We start from the raw sequence: 18,663 nt of genomic DNA, 5'->3' as shown, positions 1-18,663 counted from the left end.
ACCGGATACGTAAGGCGTCGAACCTTGAGACAGGCTAATGCCCAACGTCATGGATGCCAACCGGTCAAGCCAAAATAGCTGCCGATTAACCTGTGCGGCGTTACATTACCACAGATTCTTCCAAAGTGTTTCACATAGTCTCCACTATTTCGCTTATCGGAAACAACTTGCCTATTTTCTGCGAACATCTGTTTGCGCCCGAACGTTCGTTTGGCTATGATAGGGACACAGGAGCAAGACCTACTGGCAGGAGTGCCCATGTCACGGCCACAACTGAGTCATCGCGTTCAACAGATCTATGACTTTCTGGTTACCTATAGCCAGGAGCATGGCTATCCGCCCTCAGTGCGCGAGATTGGCGCTGCGGTAGGTCTCAAATCTCCCAGCACTGTGCATATGCATCTGCAAACCTTGGAAGATCTCAACCTCATTAGGCGCACTGCCAATAAATCCAGGACTATCGAGATCATCAGCGGTGCCGAGAAGAGCACACCTCAGCCGGCAGCACCTCATTCTTCCCATGCACAGGTAACGGTGGAACACGATCCTAACGACGGAGTCATTAGACTTCCAGTGGTAGGCCGCGTAGCTGCAGGCGTACCCATCCTGGCTGAGCAAAACGTCGAGGATGTACTGCAGCTTCCCACCAGCGTAGTGGGCGATTCCAGCTCCTTCGTGCTGCGTGTGCGCGGAGAGTCCATGATCAATGCCGGCATCTTTGATGGCGACTATCTAGTGGTCTCTGAGGCGCATGATGCAGTAAACGGAGAGATCGTTGTGGCCCTTATCGATGATGGCGCCACTGTAAAGACTTTCTATCGCGAGAAGGACCGCTGTCGCCTGCAACCTGAGAATGACTCTATGGACCCCATCTATGTGCGTGAACCCCATATCATTGGTCGTGTAACGGCTCTTATGCGTTCTATTGTCTAATGGCTCCTCAGGATCACGCCTTAAAGACAACGGATACATCTTTTAACGTAAGCCCTCTCCATCAGGGTTGGTCCCACCCCTCTGGCCGTGTCGGTCTCTTTGACGCGGTGAGGGGTCTTTCTGTGACCTCCATGGTGCTCTTTCATCTTTGCTATGACTTGGTAGTGCTTACCTCGGTCTCCTTGTTTTGGTTCAAGCCGCCCTTTGAAGATATTTGGCGCGCCTCTATCAGCTGGACCTTCCTTTTGGTCTCTGGATGGATGTGTTCTTTTTCCAAAAACAATCTCATTCGCTCGCTGCGCTACCTAGTGGTAGCAGCTGCGATTTTTGTTGTAACTTCTCTGGCTGCAGTAGATGATCCCATCAATTTTGGCATCATCTACTGCATAGGGGGAGCTACCTTGATAGATGCACTGCTAGAACGGGTGGGCCTAGAGCCTTCTGGGCCTCTGGCTACCACCGTCCTCTTTGTGCTCTTCCTCGCCTGTCTCCATGTGCCTCAGGGAAGCTTTGGATTCCCTGGCTTCACAGCAGAGCTCCCAGCAAACCTTTACGCCATCTCTTGGTTTTCTTGGGCGGGGTTTCCGGGTCCTGGCTTTATCTCTGGCGACTACTACCCGCTGATACCGTATGCCTTAATCTATGGCGTAGGCATTGCGGCGGGTCGCACATTCTTGCGCACAGGATATCCAGCATGGTTCTTACGAGCACAATGCCGCCCTCTCCAATGGATTGGACGGCATGCGCTCGCTATTTATATAGTGCACCAACCAATTATTCTAGGCTGCCTGACGCTTGCGGGACTGTTATAGCACCCTAGGTAACGGGAGACTCTGAGACATTCCGCTCTGTATCTGGCTCTGACTCGGAGTCTTCTTTGGATTCCAAGTTGTCACCGTCTACGCGATAGGGAGCCAACGTGCCTGCAAGGCGCACGGGAACCTTTGCGGTGATAAGCAATCCCCCGTCCTCATAGGTTTCACGAAGTACTTGCCCACGCTCATGAACCATCTTCATGAGCAGTCCCTTTTCGTAGGGGATGCGCGCAGTTACCGTGCAGTCATTCTCAGAGGCGATAGTTGCAATCTCATGGAGTAGCCCCGGAAGTCCTTGGCCGGTAAGTGCAGAAACCTGCAGTGCTTGAGGGTGCATGATGCGAAGGGTGTCCTTCTCGGCAGCAGATAACTCATCGATCTTATTAAGACACAAAAGGTTTGTGATAGATCCTGCATCGATTTGCTCGAGAGTATCGCGCACAGAAGCCACCTGGGCAGGCCAATGAGGATCAGAGGCGTCAGCGACGATGATGATGAGGTCTGCAGCAGCCACTTCGGCAAGTGTGGACTTGAAGGCCTCCACTAGCGTGGTGGGGAGCTTTTGAATGAACCCTACAGTGTCAGTGATGGTGATCTTGCGGCCTTCCGCCAAATCGAGGGCGCGCGTGGTGGGATCAAGGGTGGCGAATAGCTCGTCTTTGGCGTAGACGTCCGAATCTGTGAGAGCGTTGAGCAACGTTGACTTTCCCGCATTGGTATAGCCCGCAAGGGCCACTCGATAGACACCAGAGTCCCAGCGCGCTTTGGATTGCACCTCTCGGCGCTGAGCCAAGCGCTTGAGCTCTTCGCGCAGTTTTGAGATGCGATCGCGCACCAGTCGACGGTCCACCTCTAACTGGGATTCGCCTTGACCAAAACGGCTTCCAATGCCGCCACGGGTTTGCTCGCCCATCAGGTGGCTCCACATGCCACGAAGACGTGGCAGTACATATTGGAGCTGGGCCAATTGCACCTGCAGACGCCCCTCGCGGGTTTTAGCATGGTTGCCAAAGATATCTAGGATGAGGGCAGTGCGGTCAATGACCTTTACGGGCTCGCCCACCGCTTTTTCGATATTGGATTGCTGGGAAGGTGTGAGCTCGTCATCAAAGATGACCACATCTACATCCAGAGCATGAACAAGGTCTACCAGCTCACGAGTTTTGCCCGACCCAATAAAGGTCTTAGGAACTGGTCTGTCCAGACGCTGTGTGAGCTCCCCCACCACCTGAGCGCCGTCGGTTTGAGCCAGTCGCGCAAGCTCTGCCATGGAATCTGTCATGGCCCAATGATTGGTGCCCGGTAAATCAACGCCTATGAGAAGCGCTCTTTCCTGAGGAAGAGCCGTAGGTTGAGACGTTTTGCGTGCCATGAAACCTGCTTCCTCAAGCTCTGATATGTATGACGTACTTAGTAGTGCGAGACCTTAGGAAGTCTCATTCACATTATGATAGGTTGCCAATATTACGTCACGTGCCTGGGGAATAGAAAGTTGCTCGAGATCGAGTGTTGCGGCTCGCCCATCTCGCCTGAGCCAGGAGAGTTGACGCTTGGCATACCTGCGGGTATTGCGCTTGATGAGGTCTCTGGCCTCATCCATGGTGATTTGACCCTCTAGTGCGGAGAGCACCTCTTTGTAGCCAATGGCCTGCCGTGCAGTGAGGTTTTGCTGGATCCCTTGGGCTTTGAGGGCTTGTACCTCATCTACCAGGCCTTGTTCAAACATCTGATCCACACGGGTGTCTATGCGCGAGTAGAGCTTTTCTCGGTCGCGGACGACAGCATAGATGCGACATTGATAATGAGGGTCGCGATGCCTGAGATGCTGAGTGCGTTCCCCATAGCTCTCCCCCTTCTCATGGAGCTCCAGGGCACGGATGACACGCCGCGAATTGTGAGGGTGAATGAGCTGGGCGCTTTTGGGATCGGCAGCATTCAAGAGATTCCAGAGGTAGTCTTCACCTCTTTGAGTCAAAAGAGCCTCGTATTTTTGGCGATCAGAAGAGATCGAGCCACCCTCAGGAAAATCCATCTCGTCGATAACGGCATCCAGATAAAGCCCAGTACCCCCACAGAGCACGGGGGTAAGGCCTGCGGCTAACTGCTGGTCTATCTCACGCCGGGCGTCTTTTTGGAAGAGAGCTACCGAGTACTCCTCAGAAGGCTCTACCACGTCCACCATCTTGAGGGGTACTTTTCGCTCTGCCTCAGGAGTTTTGGCAGTGCCTATGTCCATACCTCGATAGACCTGCATGGCATCGATGGAGGTGACACAGGAGTTAAGAGCCTGTGCCACCTCATCTGCTAAAGCAGACTTTCCCGAAGCCGTAGGCCCCACGATGGCAATCATTGGCTGCGAGGCTAGATGAGCTTGTGGCAAGGTGGCCCTATCCATCAGCGTGGCTCACTGGCCACAGTGCCGCGAAGATACCAGGTGCGCGCTTCATCTACATGGACATCCACAATGGAGCCAATGTAGTCGCTGGCACTGCGCCCTTGAGGAATGGGAAAATGCACCGTGACGTTTTCTGGGCTATGGCCCACAAGCACTTCCGCCGACTTCTTAGAGGGGCCTTCTACCAGCACCGCCACATTGCGCCCGGCTTGAGCCTGGTTATACTGCCAGCTCATCTCTTGCACCAGCTTGGCCAGCCGGTCGAAGCGCTCCCGAATCACCTCGCGAGGCGTAGGATCATCAATCTTTGCAGCCGGCGTACCTGGACGCTTGGAGTAGATGAAGGTGTAGGCGCTAGAGAACCCCGCCTCACGTACGAGCGAGAGGGTATCCTCAAAATCCTGCTCGGTCTCCAGAGGAAATCCCACTATGAGATCTGTGGAGAGGGCGATATCTGGCATAGCCTTCTTGATGCGGCTCACCAAGCCGAGAAACTCTTCCCTCGAATACTTGCGATTCATACGCCGCAGCACGTCAGTGGATCCCGATTGAGCAGCAAGATGAAGCTGAGGCATCACTGCGGGGGTTTCAGCCATGGCGGCAATAGTTTCGTCGGTAAGGTCTTTGGGATGGGAGCTTGTGAAGCGAATGCGATCGATGCCGGTCTTGCCCACTGCCCTTAAAAGCTCTGCAAAGCGAGGCTCGCTGTAGAGATCACGCCCGTAGGAGTTGACGTTTTGACCCAACAAAGTCACTTCGCGCACGCCATCTGCTACCAGGGAACGTACCTCGTCCACTACCTCCTCAAAGGCACGACTGCGCTCTCGACCGCGCACATAAGGCACAATGCAGTAGCTGCAAAAGTTGTTGCAGCCAGTCATGATGGGCACCCAGGCATGAAACTTCTGGGCACGGTGGCTGGGAAGATCGGTAGAGAAAGACTCATAGGGCTCTTCGACGTCCACCTCGAGGTGCTCGCCTTTCTCGGCACGTGAAGCCTCGATAAGACGAGGAAGCTCAGAGACTGCTTGAGTGCCAAAGACCACGTCTGCATTGGGGGCAAACGACCTCATGGCTTCACCCTCGCGCTGAGCGATGCATCCACCTACGCACACCGTGCGTAAACCCGAGGGAGGCGCCGGAGCGCTCACCATAGAAGAGATTTGCCCCTGAAGGTGGGTATCGGCTTTTTCACGCACACAGCAGGTCATATAGACCACAATATCTGCATCCTCAGGCTCAGAAACCTCCAAGCAGCCGCAGGAATCCAAAAGACCCGAGACGCGCTCGGAATCATGGAAGTTCATCTGGCAGCCAAAAGTGCGCACATGATAGGTAAGGCCGGACAACGAGCGGTCTAACAACAAACTAAATGCCTCCCTTAGGCGTTGAGGATACTCACGCCGGGCTCTGAGAGAGGAGTTTCTTCGGCAGAGATCCTATGGACGAAGACAGCGATGCGAATAGCAGTGCGCGAGTCGCCGTTGATTTGAATGTCGGAAAACGAGGGAGCAATGGAGATATCGAGGCCCACTGGAATAAGAAACCCTCGTGCGATGGCCACTGCCTTGATGGCCTGATTGACTGCGCCTGCACCTACTGCCTGCAGGTTTACAGGTACGCCGTCTTTGACCATACCAGCGATGGCGCCGGCCACCGAGGCCGGGGAAGATTTACTGGAGACCTTGAGAAAATCCATGTCGATGGCTCCTGGATGTTGTAGTGCGGGTGTCGTTCGTTGGTTGTGTGTACCGTATCTCTTAAGCATGGTACCCGAGCACAGGATCTAAAGAAGACAGGTCAGACAGCTCCCGTCAAATATACGCAGGAGCCAGAAGATGCGCCTAGCCCTCATCCTCTTTTGCGATACGAAAGGTGACCGTAATCTTGTCCTTGCCGCATCGCACCGTGGGCTCGTCTTCCAGAGCTACATAGTAGCGATCAGAGATAAATGAAAAGGCCCTCTCCATACGCCGAGAAAACTCTTTGGAATCCCCTTCGTCGAGCTTGAGACCCCGATGGTCTTTGGAAAGATCCACCGGAGAGGAGGTCTGGCCCTTGTCAGTGCCGTGGGTGAGCCTTGCCATCACAGAGCGTACGGGGCGAATGGCTCCCGAAAGAATACGATGGGCAGTACGCTCTGAGAGTTCCAAGCCGAGAGAAGATGCAACCTCCACCAGCTCTTTTGCGTCCACTGCTGCATAGAGGCGTTCCAAGAGCGGCAGCGAGTCGATGCTGTCAAGGAAGAGCAGCGAGACATCATCCATGGCGCTGGCCATACGGCTGCGAATAGTTGCCACGATCTCTGCAGGAGAACCCAAGAACACTGTGACACTATGCCTTTCTTCGAAGGCAAACTCACAGCAGGTACGAGGAATGTTGTGAGGCCCTCGCGCCACAGTGGTCTCGTCGTCTTCTGTGGTAGAGAGTGTTGGCCAGGTAGACTGATCTGCTCGTTCAGGAAGTTCTGGGCCTGTGATCACCTCGATTGAAGTACCCATGCGCTCACCGGAAGCCCTTACACGGGCGATACGGGCATTCTGCCGAATGGAAAAAAGCGCCATGCCGCGACCGTGCACACCCCATCGATCCTCGTGAATCGAGTCTAGCTTGGAAGTCACGCGAGCTTCAAAGATACGTTCCTGCATAGACAAGGGCACACCGGAACCGTCATCGATCATAGTGAGATGGCGTTCGTCGTCTTGCTTAGTGGTGGCGAGATAGATCTGGGTGGCGCCAGCATCACGGGCGTTGCGCAGAAGCTCCACTACCACGTCTTCCACACAGCGGATATCATGACGCGCTTGACGACGCTCAGCCTCATCTACTACCAGGCGCACGTAGCCCGCACCAAAGTTTTCTTCGACGCGGGCTACAGACTCCCCTGTGACGTCTGCGATGAAATCGCTGAGATCTCCCATGGGCTACTTGGCAACGTCGATTGCGCGAGATTCGCGGATGACTACTACGCGCACCTGGCCGGGATACTCCATCTCATCCTCGATCTGCTTGGCGATGTCGTGAGCAAGTACTACTGCCTCGGCGTCAGAGATCTTTTCAGGCTCAACCATGACGTGAAGTTCGCGGCCTGCCTGCATGGCATAAGTGCGTTCAACGCCCTCATGGGCATTGGAGATCTCCTCAAGCTTCTCAAGACGCTTGATATAGGCCTCAGCAGACTCGCGCCGTGCACCAGGGCGCGCAGCGCTGATGGCATCTGCAGCCTGCACCAACACATCCAGTACAGTCTCAGGCTCGATATCTGCATGGTGAGCCTCGATAGCATGGACAATCTCAGGCTTCTCGCCATATTTGCGCGCAAGGTCAGCGCCAATAACGGCATGAGGGCCTTCCACTTCACGATCGATGGCCTTGCCAATGTCATGAAGCAGACCAGCACGCTTCGCCATGGCAGGATCGCTGCCAAGTTCGGCTGCCATAAGCGAGCAGAGCTCAGCCACTTGCTTGGAATGCTGAAGCACGTTCTGCCCATAGGAAGTGCGATAGCGCAAGGCACCCAAGGTACGAACAAGCTCAGGATGGAGATCATGGATGCCTAGGTCGAAAGCAGCTTGCTCGCCGGCGTCCAAAACACGCTGGTTTACCAGCTTCTCTGCCTTGGCATACATCTCCTCAATGCGCGCAGGATGAATGCGGCCATCTGCTACCAGGTTTTCCAGCGCCACACGGGCAGTTTCGCGACGCACGGGATCATAGCTAGAAAGGCCAACGCTCTCTGGAGTGTCATCGATGACTAGCGTTACGCCAGAGATCTGCTCGAAGGAGCGGATGTTGCGGCCTTCGCGACCAATGATGCGACCTTTGAGATCATCGGAAGGAATATGCACGGTGGTTACAGTGATCTCAGAGGCTTGATCCGCCGCACAGCGCTGAATAGCCGTAGAGATGATCTCTCGAGCAGTTTTTTCTGCAGTAGCGCGAGTGCGCTGCTCGCTCTCACGAAGGATTTGTGCCTCTTCACGCACTGTATCCTTGCGAACGCGCTCCAGAAGCTCTTCATGCGCCTCGTCTTTGGTGAGGGCAGCAATGCGCTCGAGCTCAGTGGACTGCTGGGCTACCAGTTTTTCTACGTCATTGCGGCGACGATCCAGCTGGCTCTGATTCTCAGAAAGCTGATGCTCTTTGCGATCCAATGCATCGTTTCTGCGGTCCAGCGACTCCTCGCGCTGCATAATGCGAGATTCGAGGTCACGAAGCTCGCCTTTACGTGCGCGATTTTCAGCCTCTTGGGCCTGCTTTAGCTTAAGAATCTCTTCTTTCGCAGAGAGAATGGACTCTTTCTTTTGGGTCTCTGCATTTCGGGATGCCTCGGCTTCAATTTGAGTAGCACGACTCTCTGCATCGCGCACTTTTTGATTAGCCTCGATCACCTTGGCATTGGTCTTGCCATTAGCAAGATTCCAGGCCACCAGGGCGCCTACAACGATCCCGACGATGCAGAGTACCACGGGGAGTGCGATGTCCATGGTATCTTCCTCGTCTTCTCTAATCAGTGCTCTTATCGTTTGATAGCTGCCACCTAAATTTCAGGTGGCCACCGTAAGAGCGACCGTGTGCCCCCAAGGGGGTCCTCGGAAGCGAGGGGGCTCATGACCTCGATAAATAGCGACATAACCTGAGTTTGAGGTTGGGTCGTTGGCGGTCTATGAAAACCTAGGGCAAAAGCCTAGGGAGGACGCTCTGCGGCTCTTGCATTTTAGTTTATGTAGGCTGACTCGTAAAGCTAAGGAGCGCGCCTTGATGCATAAATCAGAGGAATCTTTGAGGTGGTTGACTATTCCTCTGATTCTTCTTCCACGCGACGAGAGGCGCACTGGCGGGCGATTCCATAATCAAATCCTCGAGAGACTAAGAATCTCACAAGCTTTTGATAGCCGTTCTTCTCTGAGACAGGCTTTCTAGCCACCAATTCCCAGGCACGCTCAAGCTCTTCCCCTTGAGCAAAGTACTCTTCTGGCCACCCCGAAACAGATTCTGCTGAGATGCCTCTACGAGCAAGCTCGCGCTTGATGCGCCCCTGGCCCCAACCAATAGAGATCTTGGCGCGAATGAAGGTCTCTGCAAAACGATCGTCATCTAGCAGACGACCCCGTGTGGCACGCTCCACTACATCTTCTATAGCAGAAGCAGAATACCCTGATCTTTGGAGTCGCTCCTGAGCTTCTTTTGTTGCGTAATCGCGACGGTTCACAAGATCTGTGAGCCGTTTAGCCGCACAGGAGATCTGAAGGCCTTCAAGGACTGTCTCCATGGCATGAGGACTAGTAGGGACCCCATCTTCCTTCACCTGCTTGAGCAGAGCCTTAGCCACATCCTTAGGCACGTTAAAACGGCATGTACTCTGAGTGCCTACCACATCCTCTCCCACCACAGAGACGAGCGGAGCTCTAGAAAAGCTCACTGCATCTTTGGGGGGAAAGTAGAGGGTCCAGCTGGCCCCAGAGCCCGAGAGACGCTCGATTCTCTGTGTTTTCGCGGTCTCTGAGCTCTGGGAGCCTCCTGTGCCATAACGCATGGATTACTCGTCTGCCTTTGCTTGAGCATCTTTGGATTCAGAAACCACAGGAGCTTCTTCATCATCAAACTCGAGGTCACAAGCTATGCGGACCTTGTGATCGATCTCATCGAACAGATCCGGATTGGTGCGCAGGAACTCCTTGGCTGCCTCGCGACCTTGGCCCAGTCGCTCACCCTCATAGGTATACCAGGCACCGGATTTGTTGACCACATCGTAGTCCACCGCCATGTCCAGAGTGGAGCCTTCTTTGGAGATGCCGGTGCCATACATGATGTCAAACTCAGCAGTTTGGAAGGGAGGAGCCACCTTGTTCTTGACTACCTTGACGCGCACGCGATTGCCCACTACCTCGCCATCTTTTTTGATGGAGTCGATCTTGCGGATGTCCATACGCACCGAGGAGAAGAACTTGAGCGCGCGACCACCGGTGGTGGTCTCAGGATTGCCAAACATCACGCCGATCTTCTCGCGCAGCTGGTTGATGAAGATGCAAGTGGTGTTGGACTTGCTTAGAGAGCCAGCGAGCTTGCGTAAAGCCTGGCTCATAAGTCGAGCCTGAAGACCCACCGTAGTCTCGCCAATCTCACCCTCGATCTCTGCGCGAGGCACCAAGGCTGCCACAGAGTCGATGACGATGACATCCACAGCACTAGAGCGTACCAGCATGTCGCAGATCTCCAATGCCTGCTCGCCGGTATCTGGCTGAGAAATGAGCACTTCATCGATATCCACGCCAATGCGAGCGGCATACCCGGGATCCAACGCATGCTCAGCATCGATAAAGGCCACTACGCCGCCTTGGGCTTGGGCCTCTGCCAGAATCTCCAGCGACAGGGTTGTCTTACCGGAGGACTCCGGACCATAAATCTCTACGATACGGCCACGGGGAACACCGCCAATACCCAGAGCGGCATCCAGAGCGATGCAGCCGGTAGGAATAGCCTCCACCTCTAAATCGTTGCCTGAATCTCCAAATTTCATGATGGCGCCGGCGCCAAAGCGCTTGCGGATCTCGGCCGTAGTAGCCTCAATAGCGTGATCGCGCTCTTCGCCCGTAGTACGCTCTGCCACTGTCTTGCTGAGAGCGGTTTTGTTTTTAGCCATGAGGCTCCTTCCCTGGTGCTCTTATCGTCGAACATACTACGCGAACACCTGTTCGTAGTCAATACTCACGACCTATAAAACCACCGGGGTCTGACCGTTTTCTGTCCCGTTTTTGGCACTTTTCTGTCAATTGGTTCGACTATTTTTGTCACTTTTCTATACTGCCAGCTTATGGCTTTAAGAGCTATGAAGGAGCCTTCATAGAAGCTCATGCATCCCTCTCAGGCTCACAGCTTCTTCAAACAAGGGCAGCTGCAGTCTCTAAACGCCATATCCGTCCTTAGAAGGATCTTTCAAGACGGATGCTGGAACATGATTCAAGACGGATGCTGGAACATGAGTGCTGGAGCATTTTTGCAAACTAGAGACAGGCCTTTGTCAAAAGCGCCAGAGCCGTGGCTACCGACTTTGTGCGAACTTGCGCCCGATCGCCAGAGAAATGCCTAACGAGCGATCTGCACTGATGATCAGATCCCTCTATGGTAGTGCAGGCACAAAACCATACAGTACCTACGGGTTTACCGGGAACGGCGCCTCCAGGGCCGGCAATGCCAGAGATGGCTACAGAAACATCGCATCCCAACACGCGGCAGGCCCCCAGCGACATGGCGATAACGCAGGGCTCGGAAACAGCTCCCACCGTATCCAAAATGACAGAGTCGACGCCTAGCACACGCTCCTTTACCGAGCAGGCATAGCTCGTCACCCCTCCCATGACCACATCTGAGGATCCGGGCACTTCTGTGAGTGCCCCAGACACCAAGCCTCCCGTGCACGATTCTGCGGTTCCCAAGCTATGGCGGGTGCGCCTGGCCACCTCAAGAGCGTCAGCTGCAAAAGCGTAGATCTTCTCGGCAGAAGGGGCCCAACCTGTCTCAAAAGAAGGATCCAACACCTGGTCGCACCAGGACACCAAAGGCTCAAGATCCAAATCCATGGGCTCCTCCTAGCGAATATAGGCCCAGCATTTCATGAAGTAATCGGCTCCAGACCAAAGAGTGAGCACGACGGCGGCGGCCATGGCGATCCAAGAAGCTCCATAGAGAAGCGAGGTGAGCGGGCCTTCAGGCAGTGCCATAACCACCAGATAGCCGGCAATGGCGCCCATGGTGGTAGCCGTCTTCCATTTGCCCAACTGGCTTGCAGCCACCACTACGCCCTTAGAGGCCACCACCATACGCAAGCCGGACACCAAAAACTCTCGGGCCACAATGACCACGATGACCCACAAAGACACCAGCGAAGCATCCATAAGGTAGAGAAGGGCAGCCACTACCACCAGCTTGTCGGCTATGGGGTCCAAGAACTTGCCAAAATCGGTGACCTCGTTGCGGGAGCGGGCCAAATAGCCATCCAGAGAATCGGTGCCAGCAATGAGTCCATAGAAGGCTGCCAGGCCCAGATGCGCCCAGGAGACCTCAGTGGTGGCCGCAGGGCCGCATAGACCTGCGAGGAGCAGCCATACAAAGATGCAGGCTACACGCACTAAGGTCACAATGTTGGCCGCAGTCATGAGCGTGGAGGGCTTTTGCGGCTCAGGCTGCCGAGAAGATGCCGCCATAGCTACCGGCTCTCTTTGGGGCTGTCTAGGGGCTCTCCCACCAGCTCATAGCAGAAGGCGTCTACCAACTTCACGGGCACGACGTCGCCAATGGCATACTCTCCCTCGGGGATGTGCACGGCACCGTCGCTGTCGGGTGCTTGGAACCAGGCGTGGCCAATGAACTCAGCCATATCGCCCTCTTCCTCGATGCCGTCGATGATGACGTCCACCGTCTCGCCCACATGGGCTGCAGTGGCGGCAAAGCCTAGGTCTTCTGCCGTATCCACCAGGCGCTGAGTGCGCTCCAGCTTTGTATTGGTAGTGATTTGGTTATCCATCTTGGCGGCCAGCGTGCCCTCCTCGGGCGAATAGGCAAAGACTGAGACGTAGTCAAAACCCACTTCGCGCAAGAACTCATCCAGCTCGTCGAATTGCTCGTCGGTCTCTCCGGGAAAACCCACAAGCCCCGTGGTCCTGAGCACCATATTGGGGATCTCTTGGCGCAGACGGCCAAAGAGCTCTCGCAGCTCCTGAGCATTGCCTTGACGCCTCATGGCCTTGAGCACCGGCTCGGAGACATGCTGGATAGGGATGTCGATATAGGGCAACACTGAAGGGTTGTCGCGAATAGCAGCCACCAGCTCGTCTGTCATGCCTTCCGGCTGCAGATAGAGCACACGAAGCCAGGCGCCCTTCTCGGCAACGACGGGATCCAGCTCGTTCAGAAGGTCTGCCAACGTAGAGGGTTCGTCGAAGTCTGAACCCCAGACGCCAGTGTCCTGACCGATAAGCACGATCTCCTTGACCCCGCCGTCGAGAAGCCCCTGGATCTCTTGTTTGATCTCTGCGGCAGGCCGTGAGGCATAGCGACCGCGAATATTGGGGATGGCGCAGAAGGAGCAGTAGCGGTCGCAGCCGTCGGAGATCTTCACATAGGCGCTGGCAGACTCCACCGTGCGAAGCACCTGGCCAGCCCCCTCCATCTGAGCAGCCTCTGGCACAGTGGAAACATCCTGTCTGCCCAGCACCTCATCTACCACCTCGACAATGCGGTCTTCCTCGTCGGTGCGCACAAAGGCGGCCACCTCCGGAAGCTCGGTGGGGAGCCCATCGCCATAGCGGGAAGGCACACAGCCACACATGATGATGGGCAGATCCAGCGATGCCTGCTCGCGTTCTTCGGCCAGCTCCAAGGTGGCCTCGATGGACTCCGAAGTGGCGCTGGCCAAAAAAGAGCAGGTGTTGATGAGGGCCACATCCGCCTCTGCGACCTCTGCCGCCTCCCTGTAACCCGCACGCTCCAGAAGGGACTTCATGCGGTTGGTGTCCACCTCGTTTTTGGCGCACCCCAAGGTGATGTAAAGCACAGCAGGGGCGTGGGTATCGAGAGCTTCTGCAATTGTGTCTTGCTCCTCGCTTGCCATCGGAAAATCTTCGAGTGAGGCAAGCTCATCTTGAGACTGGGACATATCCACTGCTTTCAGATTAGCGGCCATAGATTAGCGATAGTTGGTGAACTGCAGCGGCACACCGTAATCTGCGTCGCGCATCATGCCGATGACCTGTTGCAAGACATCTTTGGAGGGGCTGGAGACGCGCACTTTGTCGTCTTCTACCGCGGCCTTGCATTTGAGCTTGGCGTCGCGGATGTCCTTGGCAATGCGCTTGGCGGTCTCTTTGTCTATGCCGGTCACAATGCGGCCTACGACGCGCACCGAGCCACCGCTTGCGGCTTGGGGAGCATCCCACTGCACTGCCTTGAGGTCGATGCCGCGCTTGACCAAGCGGCCGCCCAACACATCGATCACTTGACGGGCTACGAAGTCTGCCGGAGCCACGACGGTAATGGCGCCTTCGCTTTTGGCAAGATCGATAGTGGCGCCGGAATTCTTGAGGTCATAGCGCTGAGTCAGCTCACGGGCAGTCTGCTGGTAAGCGTTGTCTACCTCTTGCATGTCCACCTGGGACACGATGTCAAACGATGAGTCCTTAGCCATGATGCTCCTTATAAATCTAGTTGGTGGTGCCAGCGGAGGTGCCGGAGGACGCAGCAGAAGAGCCAGATCCTGCGCTTCCAGTGCCAGAGGCGGTGCTGCCAGAGCCCGCGCTGCTCGAACTGTCATTACCCGCAGCGGCAGTGCCGCTATCAGAAGTTGAACCCTCCCCGCTCTGGGCCATGCCCTGGGAAGCAGACTCGTCCACTTTGGGACCGTCGATGGTGGCAGTGCCCACGCCTGCAGCGGAGGTGTTGAAGGGCACCGTTTGCCCATTGGCCGTGACGGTCACCTGGGCAGGGTCTGCAGTGCGAACCACCAGCTGGCCGTTAGACACCACATTGAACGTCTTGGTCCAAGGGCCGGTGACGGTTTGTGCCACCTCGTTGGTATCGCCGTTCTTGACCTCCACCCACACGGCTGCACCGTCAGGCACCGATACCTCCACCACTACCGGTTCTGCGGCTTTTTGGGCGGCTGCGGCTGCCGCTGCTGCCGCAGCATCGGCAGAGTTGTCGTTGGCAGGGGCGCTAGAAGTATCATTAGTGGAAGTATCTGCAGAACTGTCAGAACCGCTGTTGGCAGCAGTTTGGGTCTGCTGTGTCTCAGAAGTCTTGGGGGCAGGGTCTGCAGTGCAGCTCCTCACACCAATGACGATGATGACGATGAGGGCGATGGCCACCGCCACAAAGATGGTGGCCATTGTACGTCGCTGGTCAGAAAACCAGGCGCGAATGACATCTCCTACGCTGGCGCCTCCTTGGCTCTGGCCGCGAGAGCGAAGATTGGCCTGGGCTTGGCTGGAAGGGCGCCTGCGCACATTGGGGCGCTGCGCCGCGCTTCCCATAGAGCGTGCCGCCTGACGCACCTCGCTGGACGTGGCTTGCCGATAGCTGTCAGAAGCCAGCCCGTAGCGCAGGTCGTCCTCATAGGCATCCTGAGACACCCTGCGCGTTTGGATGGCACCTTCCCCAGCATACCTGCGAGCATCGCTTGCAGCTCGAGAGCTTCTTTGCTGCCGAGAAGCCCGTGGCGCCGGCAATGCAGCTCGTGTGCTGTTGGTGCGGGGCGCACGGGCAGTATAGGGGCGCCCCTGGGGGTAGCCCTCTTGGGTGTTTTGTAAGTCGCCGGTGTATTGGCGCAGGTAGCGCTCAGAGTACCCGGCGTTGCGCCCGTTGGTGATGGCCTCGGAGCGTCGAGTGGAACCGTTTCGCAAGCTATGTCCTAATGCTGTGCCTGTAAGAATCGATCCGGCTGGGCCGGCAGAGCCATAAAGGTCGATGTCTGCGCCCTGGCCCCTGCGAGAGCGTCCATGGGCAGGAGCAGCTCCTGCTTCGTAGGGCGCGGTTTTATCGGCAGGAGACACATGCCCATGGGTGTAGGCGTCCAGGTCGTCCTGGAACATGTCGATGACCTCTCGGGGATTGAGCCCCAGATAGCGCGCATAGCTGGAGAGCATGCCCAGCGCATAGCCCGAACGTGGAATGCGCTGCCAGTCTCCCTCCTCAAAGGCCACAATGACCTGCTCTTTGAGCCTCAGGACTCGGGCAGCCTGAGGGACGGTGAGGTTGAGCTGACGCCTACGCTGGGCCAGATACTCGCTAAAACGCGGCTTTGCCACCTGCTATACCTCCCTGTAAAGAGCTTCGGCCTGACGGAGCTCCTCCAGCCCCTCCGGCTGAAGCAGCACGTCACGAGGCTTGGAGCCATTGGGGGGACCCACAATGCCCTTGTGCTCGAGCATGTCCATGATGCGGCCAGCTCTAGCGTAGCCCACCTTGAGGCGCCTCTGGAGGGTAGAGGTAGAACCTAGCTGGGAATCCACGACGATCTGAGCCGCCTCCCATACCAAAGGATCGTCCTCCTCATCTAGGTCGCTCGCCTCAGAGGAGCCTTCTAGCTCGGCAGGAGCCACGGCAGAGAGGACCTCCTCGTGGTAATCGGGTTCGCCCTGATCTGCCCAGTAGCTCACCACATTCTCCACCTCGTCGTCAGAAACGTAGCAGCCCAGGATGCGGCGGGGCTTTAAGCCTCCAGACTTGAAGAGCATGTCGCCGTTACCCAAGAGACGGTCGGCGCCCTTCTCGTCCAGGATGATGCGGGAGTCGTTCTTTTGAGCCACCGTGAGGGCGATGCGGCTCTCTATGTTGGCCTTGATGAGGCCGGTGACCACATCAGTAGTGGGGCGCTGGGTGGCCAGCACCAGATGGATGCCAGCGGCACGGGCCAGCTGGGCGATGCGCACGATGGAGGCCTCCACCTCCTTGCCCGAGACCATCATGAGGTCGGAGAGCTCGTCCACCACCACTACCAAATAAGGCATGGGATCTGGCGATATACCCTCGTCATCGCCCAAGGCCCCCGATTTCACCTTCTTGTTGTAGCCGGCGATGTTGCGCACGCCCGCCTTGGCAAAGATCTTGAGGCGCCGCTCCATCTCGGTAGTGGCCCACTGCAGGGCGCTGGCCGCTTGTTTGGGCTCAGTGACGACCGGCACATAGAGGTGTGGCAAGCCCTCGTAGAAGGTGAACTCCACGCGCTTGGGGTCCACCATGATGAGGCGCAGCTGGTCAGGTGTGGCCCGCATGAGCATGGACATGATGATGGTGTTGATCATGACGGACTTACCGGAGCCCGTGGTACCGGCGATAAGCAGGTGGGGCATCTTGGCCAGGTCTGCCACCACAGGCTTGCCCTCGGAGTCGCGGCCAATGGCAAACTCCAGCGCGCCCCCTTTGGCAAAGGGCACCACATCGCCCAGATAGACGTTGCGACGCTTGCTATTGGGAATCTCGATACCTAGATAGGTGGAGCCCGGAATCACAAAGATACGCACCGATTTGGCGGCCAGCGACAAGGCGATGTCGTCTTCCAGGTTCATGATCTTGCTTACGCGCTCGCCCTCGCCCATCTGGATCTTGAAGGTGGTGACGATGGGGCCGGCCACCCAGCCGACCACCTGGCTGGTGGAGCCAAACTCGATGAGCTTGGCTTGCAGGCGATCGGCCGTAGCTTGAAGCTCTTCCTCCGAGCTGGCCGTGACCGAGTTGTCCTTGGAAGTATCCAAGAGCGAAAGGGGAGGCAACTCGTAGTGCGCAGAATCCTCGCCCGGACGCTTGGGTTTGGCAGGGGCTTTGGCCATGGCGGCCTTGGAGATGCCGCCGGAAGGAGCGGTGGGCTTCTCGGCCGAAAGACCTGCAGACTCCGCAGCGTTCTTGGGCTTTTGAGTGGCAGGCGCCTCTTCCCAGGGAGCCGTGAGATCCAACTGGGGAGTGTCAGGACTGTCCCACTGGTCGACGTCGCGGGCATCTGGAGCCTCCTCGTTGCCGAGAAGATCTCCATCCTCTACCAGCGCGTCTTGAGCCTCTTGGGCCTTTGCGCGACGGCGGCGCTGCGGGCGCTTCTTGTCGTGGGAGGCCGGAGTCACCGGCAGCGGCGCGGTGACCGTCTGACCCTCCAGATCCTCCACGGTGTCATGAAGGGCGCCGGGAACCTCATCGGCGGCCATACGGGGATGCTGGTAGGGTTTCTGGGCTTTGTCGCCTCGACGCAACACCGAGGTCTTGCGATTGCCCAAGAAGGTGGTGGCAGGCTCGCCGGACTTGGAGCGACCGCGGCGAGGTAGAGCGGTAGTGGGGTTCGCGGCCAAGACAGCGGTCCCCTCCCCTGCCGCAGCCCTGGCGGCCCGTGCCTGAGCACGGCTGGTAGCGCGCTCGCTCGCGCGCTCGGCCAGGTGCTCATGGGCAGCGCTGGAGGCGTTGCGGATCTTTGCCACCAGGCCTGAGATGGAGAAACCGCAAATCACAATGCCGGCGATCATAAGGCCTACCAACACGATGAGCGATATGGTGCGGCCCAAAAGGGTGAGCAGCACCCAGGCCACAGCTCCGCCTAGCCATCCGCCGGATGTCTGGGCGATGGCATCGGTAAAGACCATATCCGCATTGGCAGAGGCCAGGCCATCTGGGGTAGCCAGCACAGAGAGCATTGCCAAAAGAGCCGCCACAATGAGCGTGAGTCCCAAGGCGATGCGCAGGGAGAAGGGGCCGTCTTGTGGCACAAAGTAGGTGATGGCGTAAAGCAACAGGGCACAGGGAACCAACGGGGCGCCTGCTCCAAAGCCCATCACCAGACCAGTGCGAAAGGCCTGGGCCACCAGGGCGTCGCTAGGACTCATCAACGCCACCAGCAGCGCCACTGCCAACACGACCAACGCCACTCCGGCGATGTCGTGCCATGCAGAAGGAGCCACCACCGCCTGATGGGCGGCGGGCTTTTGGTTGTGGGTGTTTGTCGGTGCCTTGCGCTTGGGTGCGTTGGATTTGCGTTGCGACGGCATC

16 protein-coding genes are annotated in these 18,663 nt (G+C 56.9%); 2 read left to right on the top strand and 14 right to left on the bottom strand.

Annotated elements, in window-relative coordinates; genetic code table 11:
• Positions 1-258: 258 nt before the first annotated feature.
• Both lexA and E5334_RS05810 read left to right on the top strand, forming a co-directional pair.
• A complete protein-coding gene (gene lexA / locus E5334_RS05815) occupies positions 259-933 on the top strand; it encodes a transcriptional repressor LexA (RefSeq protein ID WP_136012653.1) in 675 nt (224 codons plus the stop codon).
• The gene (locus E5334_RS05810; protein ID WP_136012652.1) at positions 933-1,745 is read left to right on the top strand and encodes a heparan-alpha-glucosaminide N-acetyltransferase; all 813 of its coding nucleotides are present in this window, start codon (positions 933-935) and stop codon (positions 1,743-1,745) included. Before lexA ends, E5334_RS05810 begins: the two co-directional genes overlap by 1 nt.
• A 4-nt stretch (positions 1,746-1,749) precedes the next feature.
• On the opposite strand, the gene hflX is transcribed toward E5334_RS05810, so the two are convergent.
• The 14 genes from hflX to E5334_RS05740 form a co-directional block, all read right to left on the bottom strand.
• Positions 1,750-3,120: a GTPase HflX gene (hflX, locus tag E5334_RS05805; protein WP_136012651.1), complete on the bottom strand. Its 1,371-nt coding sequence runs from the start codon at positions 3,118-3,120 to the stop codon at positions 1,750-1,752.
• Between the two features lie 54 nt (positions 3,121-3,174).
• Positions 3,175-4,143: a tRNA (adenosine(37)-N6)-dimethylallyltransferase MiaA gene (gene miaA, locus E5334_RS05800; protein ID WP_136012650.1), complete on the bottom strand. Its 969-nt coding sequence runs from the start codon at positions 4,141-4,143 to the stop codon at positions 3,175-3,177.
• Positions 4,143-5,450: a tRNA (N6-isopentenyl adenosine(37)-C2)-methylthiotransferase MiaB gene (miaB, locus tag E5334_RS05795; RefSeq protein WP_275438962.1), complete on the bottom strand. Its 1,308-nt coding sequence runs from the start codon at positions 5,448-5,450 to the stop codon at positions 4,143-4,145. Before miaB ends, miaA begins: the two co-directional genes overlap by 1 nt.
• A 74-nt stretch (positions 5,451-5,524) precedes the next feature.
• Positions 5,525-5,842 (bottom strand): stage V sporulation protein S, encoded by a 318-nt coding sequence (locus tag E5334_RS05790; RefSeq protein WP_136012648.1) that lies wholly within the window; start codon positions 5,840-5,842, stop codon positions 5,525-5,527.
• 145 nt (positions 5,843-5,987) lie between these two features.
• The gene (locus E5334_RS05785) at positions 5,988-7,064 is read right to left on the bottom strand and encodes an ATP-binding protein (RefSeq protein ID WP_136012647.1); all 1,077 of its coding nucleotides are present in this window, start codon (positions 7,062-7,064) and stop codon (positions 5,988-5,990) included.
• Positions 7,065-7,067: 3 nt separating this feature from the next.
• On the bottom strand, positions 7,068-8,630 hold the full coding sequence (rny, locus tag E5334_RS05780) for a ribonuclease Y (protein WP_136012646.1): 1,563 nt from the start codon (positions 8,628-8,630) through the stop codon (positions 7,068-7,070).
• 308 nt (positions 8,631-8,938) lie between these two features.
• A complete protein-coding gene (locus E5334_RS05775) occupies positions 8,939-9,679 on the bottom strand; it encodes a regulatory protein RecX (RefSeq protein ID WP_136012645.1) in 741 nt (246 codons plus the stop codon).
• 3 nt (positions 9,680-9,682) lie between these two features.
• Entirely contained in the window at positions 9,683-10,786 is a 1,104-nt protein-coding gene (recA, locus tag E5334_RS05770; RefSeq protein WP_136012644.1) for a recombinase RecA, read from the bottom strand.
• Between the two features lie 361 nt (positions 10,787-11,147).
• Entirely contained in the window at positions 11,148-11,723 is a 576-nt protein-coding gene (locus E5334_RS05765; protein ID WP_136012643.1) for a CinA family protein, read from the bottom strand.
• A 9-nt stretch (positions 11,724-11,732) separates the two neighbouring features.
• Positions 11,733-12,347 carry a CDP-diacylglycerol--glycerol-3-phosphate 3-phosphatidyltransferase gene (gene pgsA, locus E5334_RS05760; protein WP_136012642.1) on the bottom strand — a complete coding sequence of 205 codons (615 nt, stop codon included), beginning with the start codon at positions 12,345-12,347 and terminating at the stop codon, positions 11,733-11,735.
• Positions 12,348-12,349: 2 nt separating this feature from the next.
• On the bottom strand, positions 12,350-13,753 hold the full coding sequence (rimO, locus tag E5334_RS05755; RefSeq protein WP_136012756.1) for a 30S ribosomal protein S12 methylthiotransferase RimO: 1,404 nt from the start codon (positions 13,751-13,753) through the stop codon (positions 12,350-12,352).
• A 75-nt stretch (positions 13,754-13,828) separates the two neighbouring features.
• Complete coding sequence (locus E5334_RS05750) at positions 13,829-14,326, bottom strand: YajQ family cyclic di-GMP-binding protein (protein WP_136012641.1); 498 nt, start codon at positions 14,324-14,326, stop codon at positions 13,829-13,831.
• Positions 14,327-14,342: 16 nt separating this feature from the next.
• Positions 14,343-15,944, bottom strand: coding sequence for a helix-turn-helix domain-containing protein (locus E5334_RS05745; protein ID WP_136012640.1), 1,602 nt, complete (start codon positions 15,942-15,944; stop codon positions 14,343-14,345).
• 3 nt (positions 15,945-15,947) lie between these two features.
• Positions 15,948-18,662 carry an FtsK/SpoIIIE family DNA translocase gene (locus tag E5334_RS05740; protein WP_136012639.1) on the bottom strand — a complete coding sequence of 905 codons (2,715 nt, stop codon included), beginning with the start codon at positions 18,660-18,662 and terminating at the stop codon, positions 15,948-15,950.
• Between the last annotated feature and the right edge of the window lies 1 nt (position 18,663).

Source organism: Muricaecibacterium torontonense, from assembly GCF_004793925.1.
Lineage (GTDB): Bacteria > Actinomycetota > Coriobacteriia > Coriobacteriales > Atopobiaceae > Leptogranulimonas > Leptogranulimonas caecicola.
This window is presented reverse-complemented; position numbering and strand designations above follow the sequence as displayed.

Bases quoted from the DNA above. Each gene is read 5' to 3' on its own strand.
- E5334_RS05810 (WP_136012652.1), top strand. From the start codon at position 933: ATGGCTCCTCAGGATCACGCCTTAAAGACAACGGATACATCTTTTAAC.
- hflX (WP_136012651.1), bottom strand. From the start codon at position 3,120: ATGGCACGCAAAACGTCTCAACCTACGGCTCTTCCTCAGGAAAGAGCG.
- E5334_RS05740 (WP_136012639.1), bottom strand. From the start codon at position 18,662: ATGCCGTCGCAACGCAAATCCAACGCACCCAAGCGCAAGGCACCGACA.
- recA (WP_136012644.1), bottom strand. From the start codon at position 10,786: ATGGCTAAAAACAAAACCGCTCTCAGCAAGACAGTGGCAGAGCGTACT.
- E5334_RS05750 (WP_136012641.1), bottom strand. From the start codon at position 14,326: ATGGCTAAGGACTCATCGTTTGACATCGTGTCCCAGGTGGACATGCAA.
- E5334_RS05790 (WP_136012648.1), bottom strand. From the start codon at position 5,842: ATGGATTTTCTCAAGGTCTCCAGTAAATCTTCCCCGGCCTCGGTGGCC.
- E5334_RS05785 (WP_136012647.1), bottom strand. From the start codon at position 7,064: ATGGGAGATCTCAGCGATTTCATCGCAGACGTCACAGGGGAGTCTGTA.
- lexA (WP_136012653.1), top strand. From the start codon at position 259: ATGTCACGGCCACAACTGAGTCATCGCGTTCAACAGATCTATGACTTT.
- rny (WP_136012646.1), bottom strand. From the start codon at position 8,630: ATGGACATCGCACTCCCCGTGGTACTCTGCATCGTCGGGATCGTTGTA.
- miaB (WP_275438962.1), bottom strand. From the start codon at position 5,450: ATGAACTTCCATGATTCCGAGCGCGTCTCGGGTCTTTTGGATTCCTGC.
- pgsA (WP_136012642.1), bottom strand. From the start codon at position 12,347: ATGGCGGCATCTTCTCGGCAGCCTGAGCCGCAAAAGCCCTCCACGCTC.
- E5334_RS05765 (WP_136012643.1), bottom strand. From the start codon at position 11,723: ATGGATTTGGATCTTGAGCCTTTGGTGTCCTGGTGCGACCAGGTGTTG.
- E5334_RS05775 (WP_136012645.1), bottom strand. From the start codon at position 9,679: ATGCGTTATGGCACAGGAGGCTCCCAGAGCTCAGAGACCGCGAAAACA.
- rimO (WP_136012756.1), bottom strand. From the start codon at position 13,753: ATGGCAAGCGAGGAGCAAGACACAATTGCAGAAGCTCTCGATACCCAC.
- miaA (WP_136012650.1), bottom strand. From the start codon at position 4,143: ATGGATAGGGCCACCTTGCCACAAGCTCATCTAGCCTCGCAGCCAATG.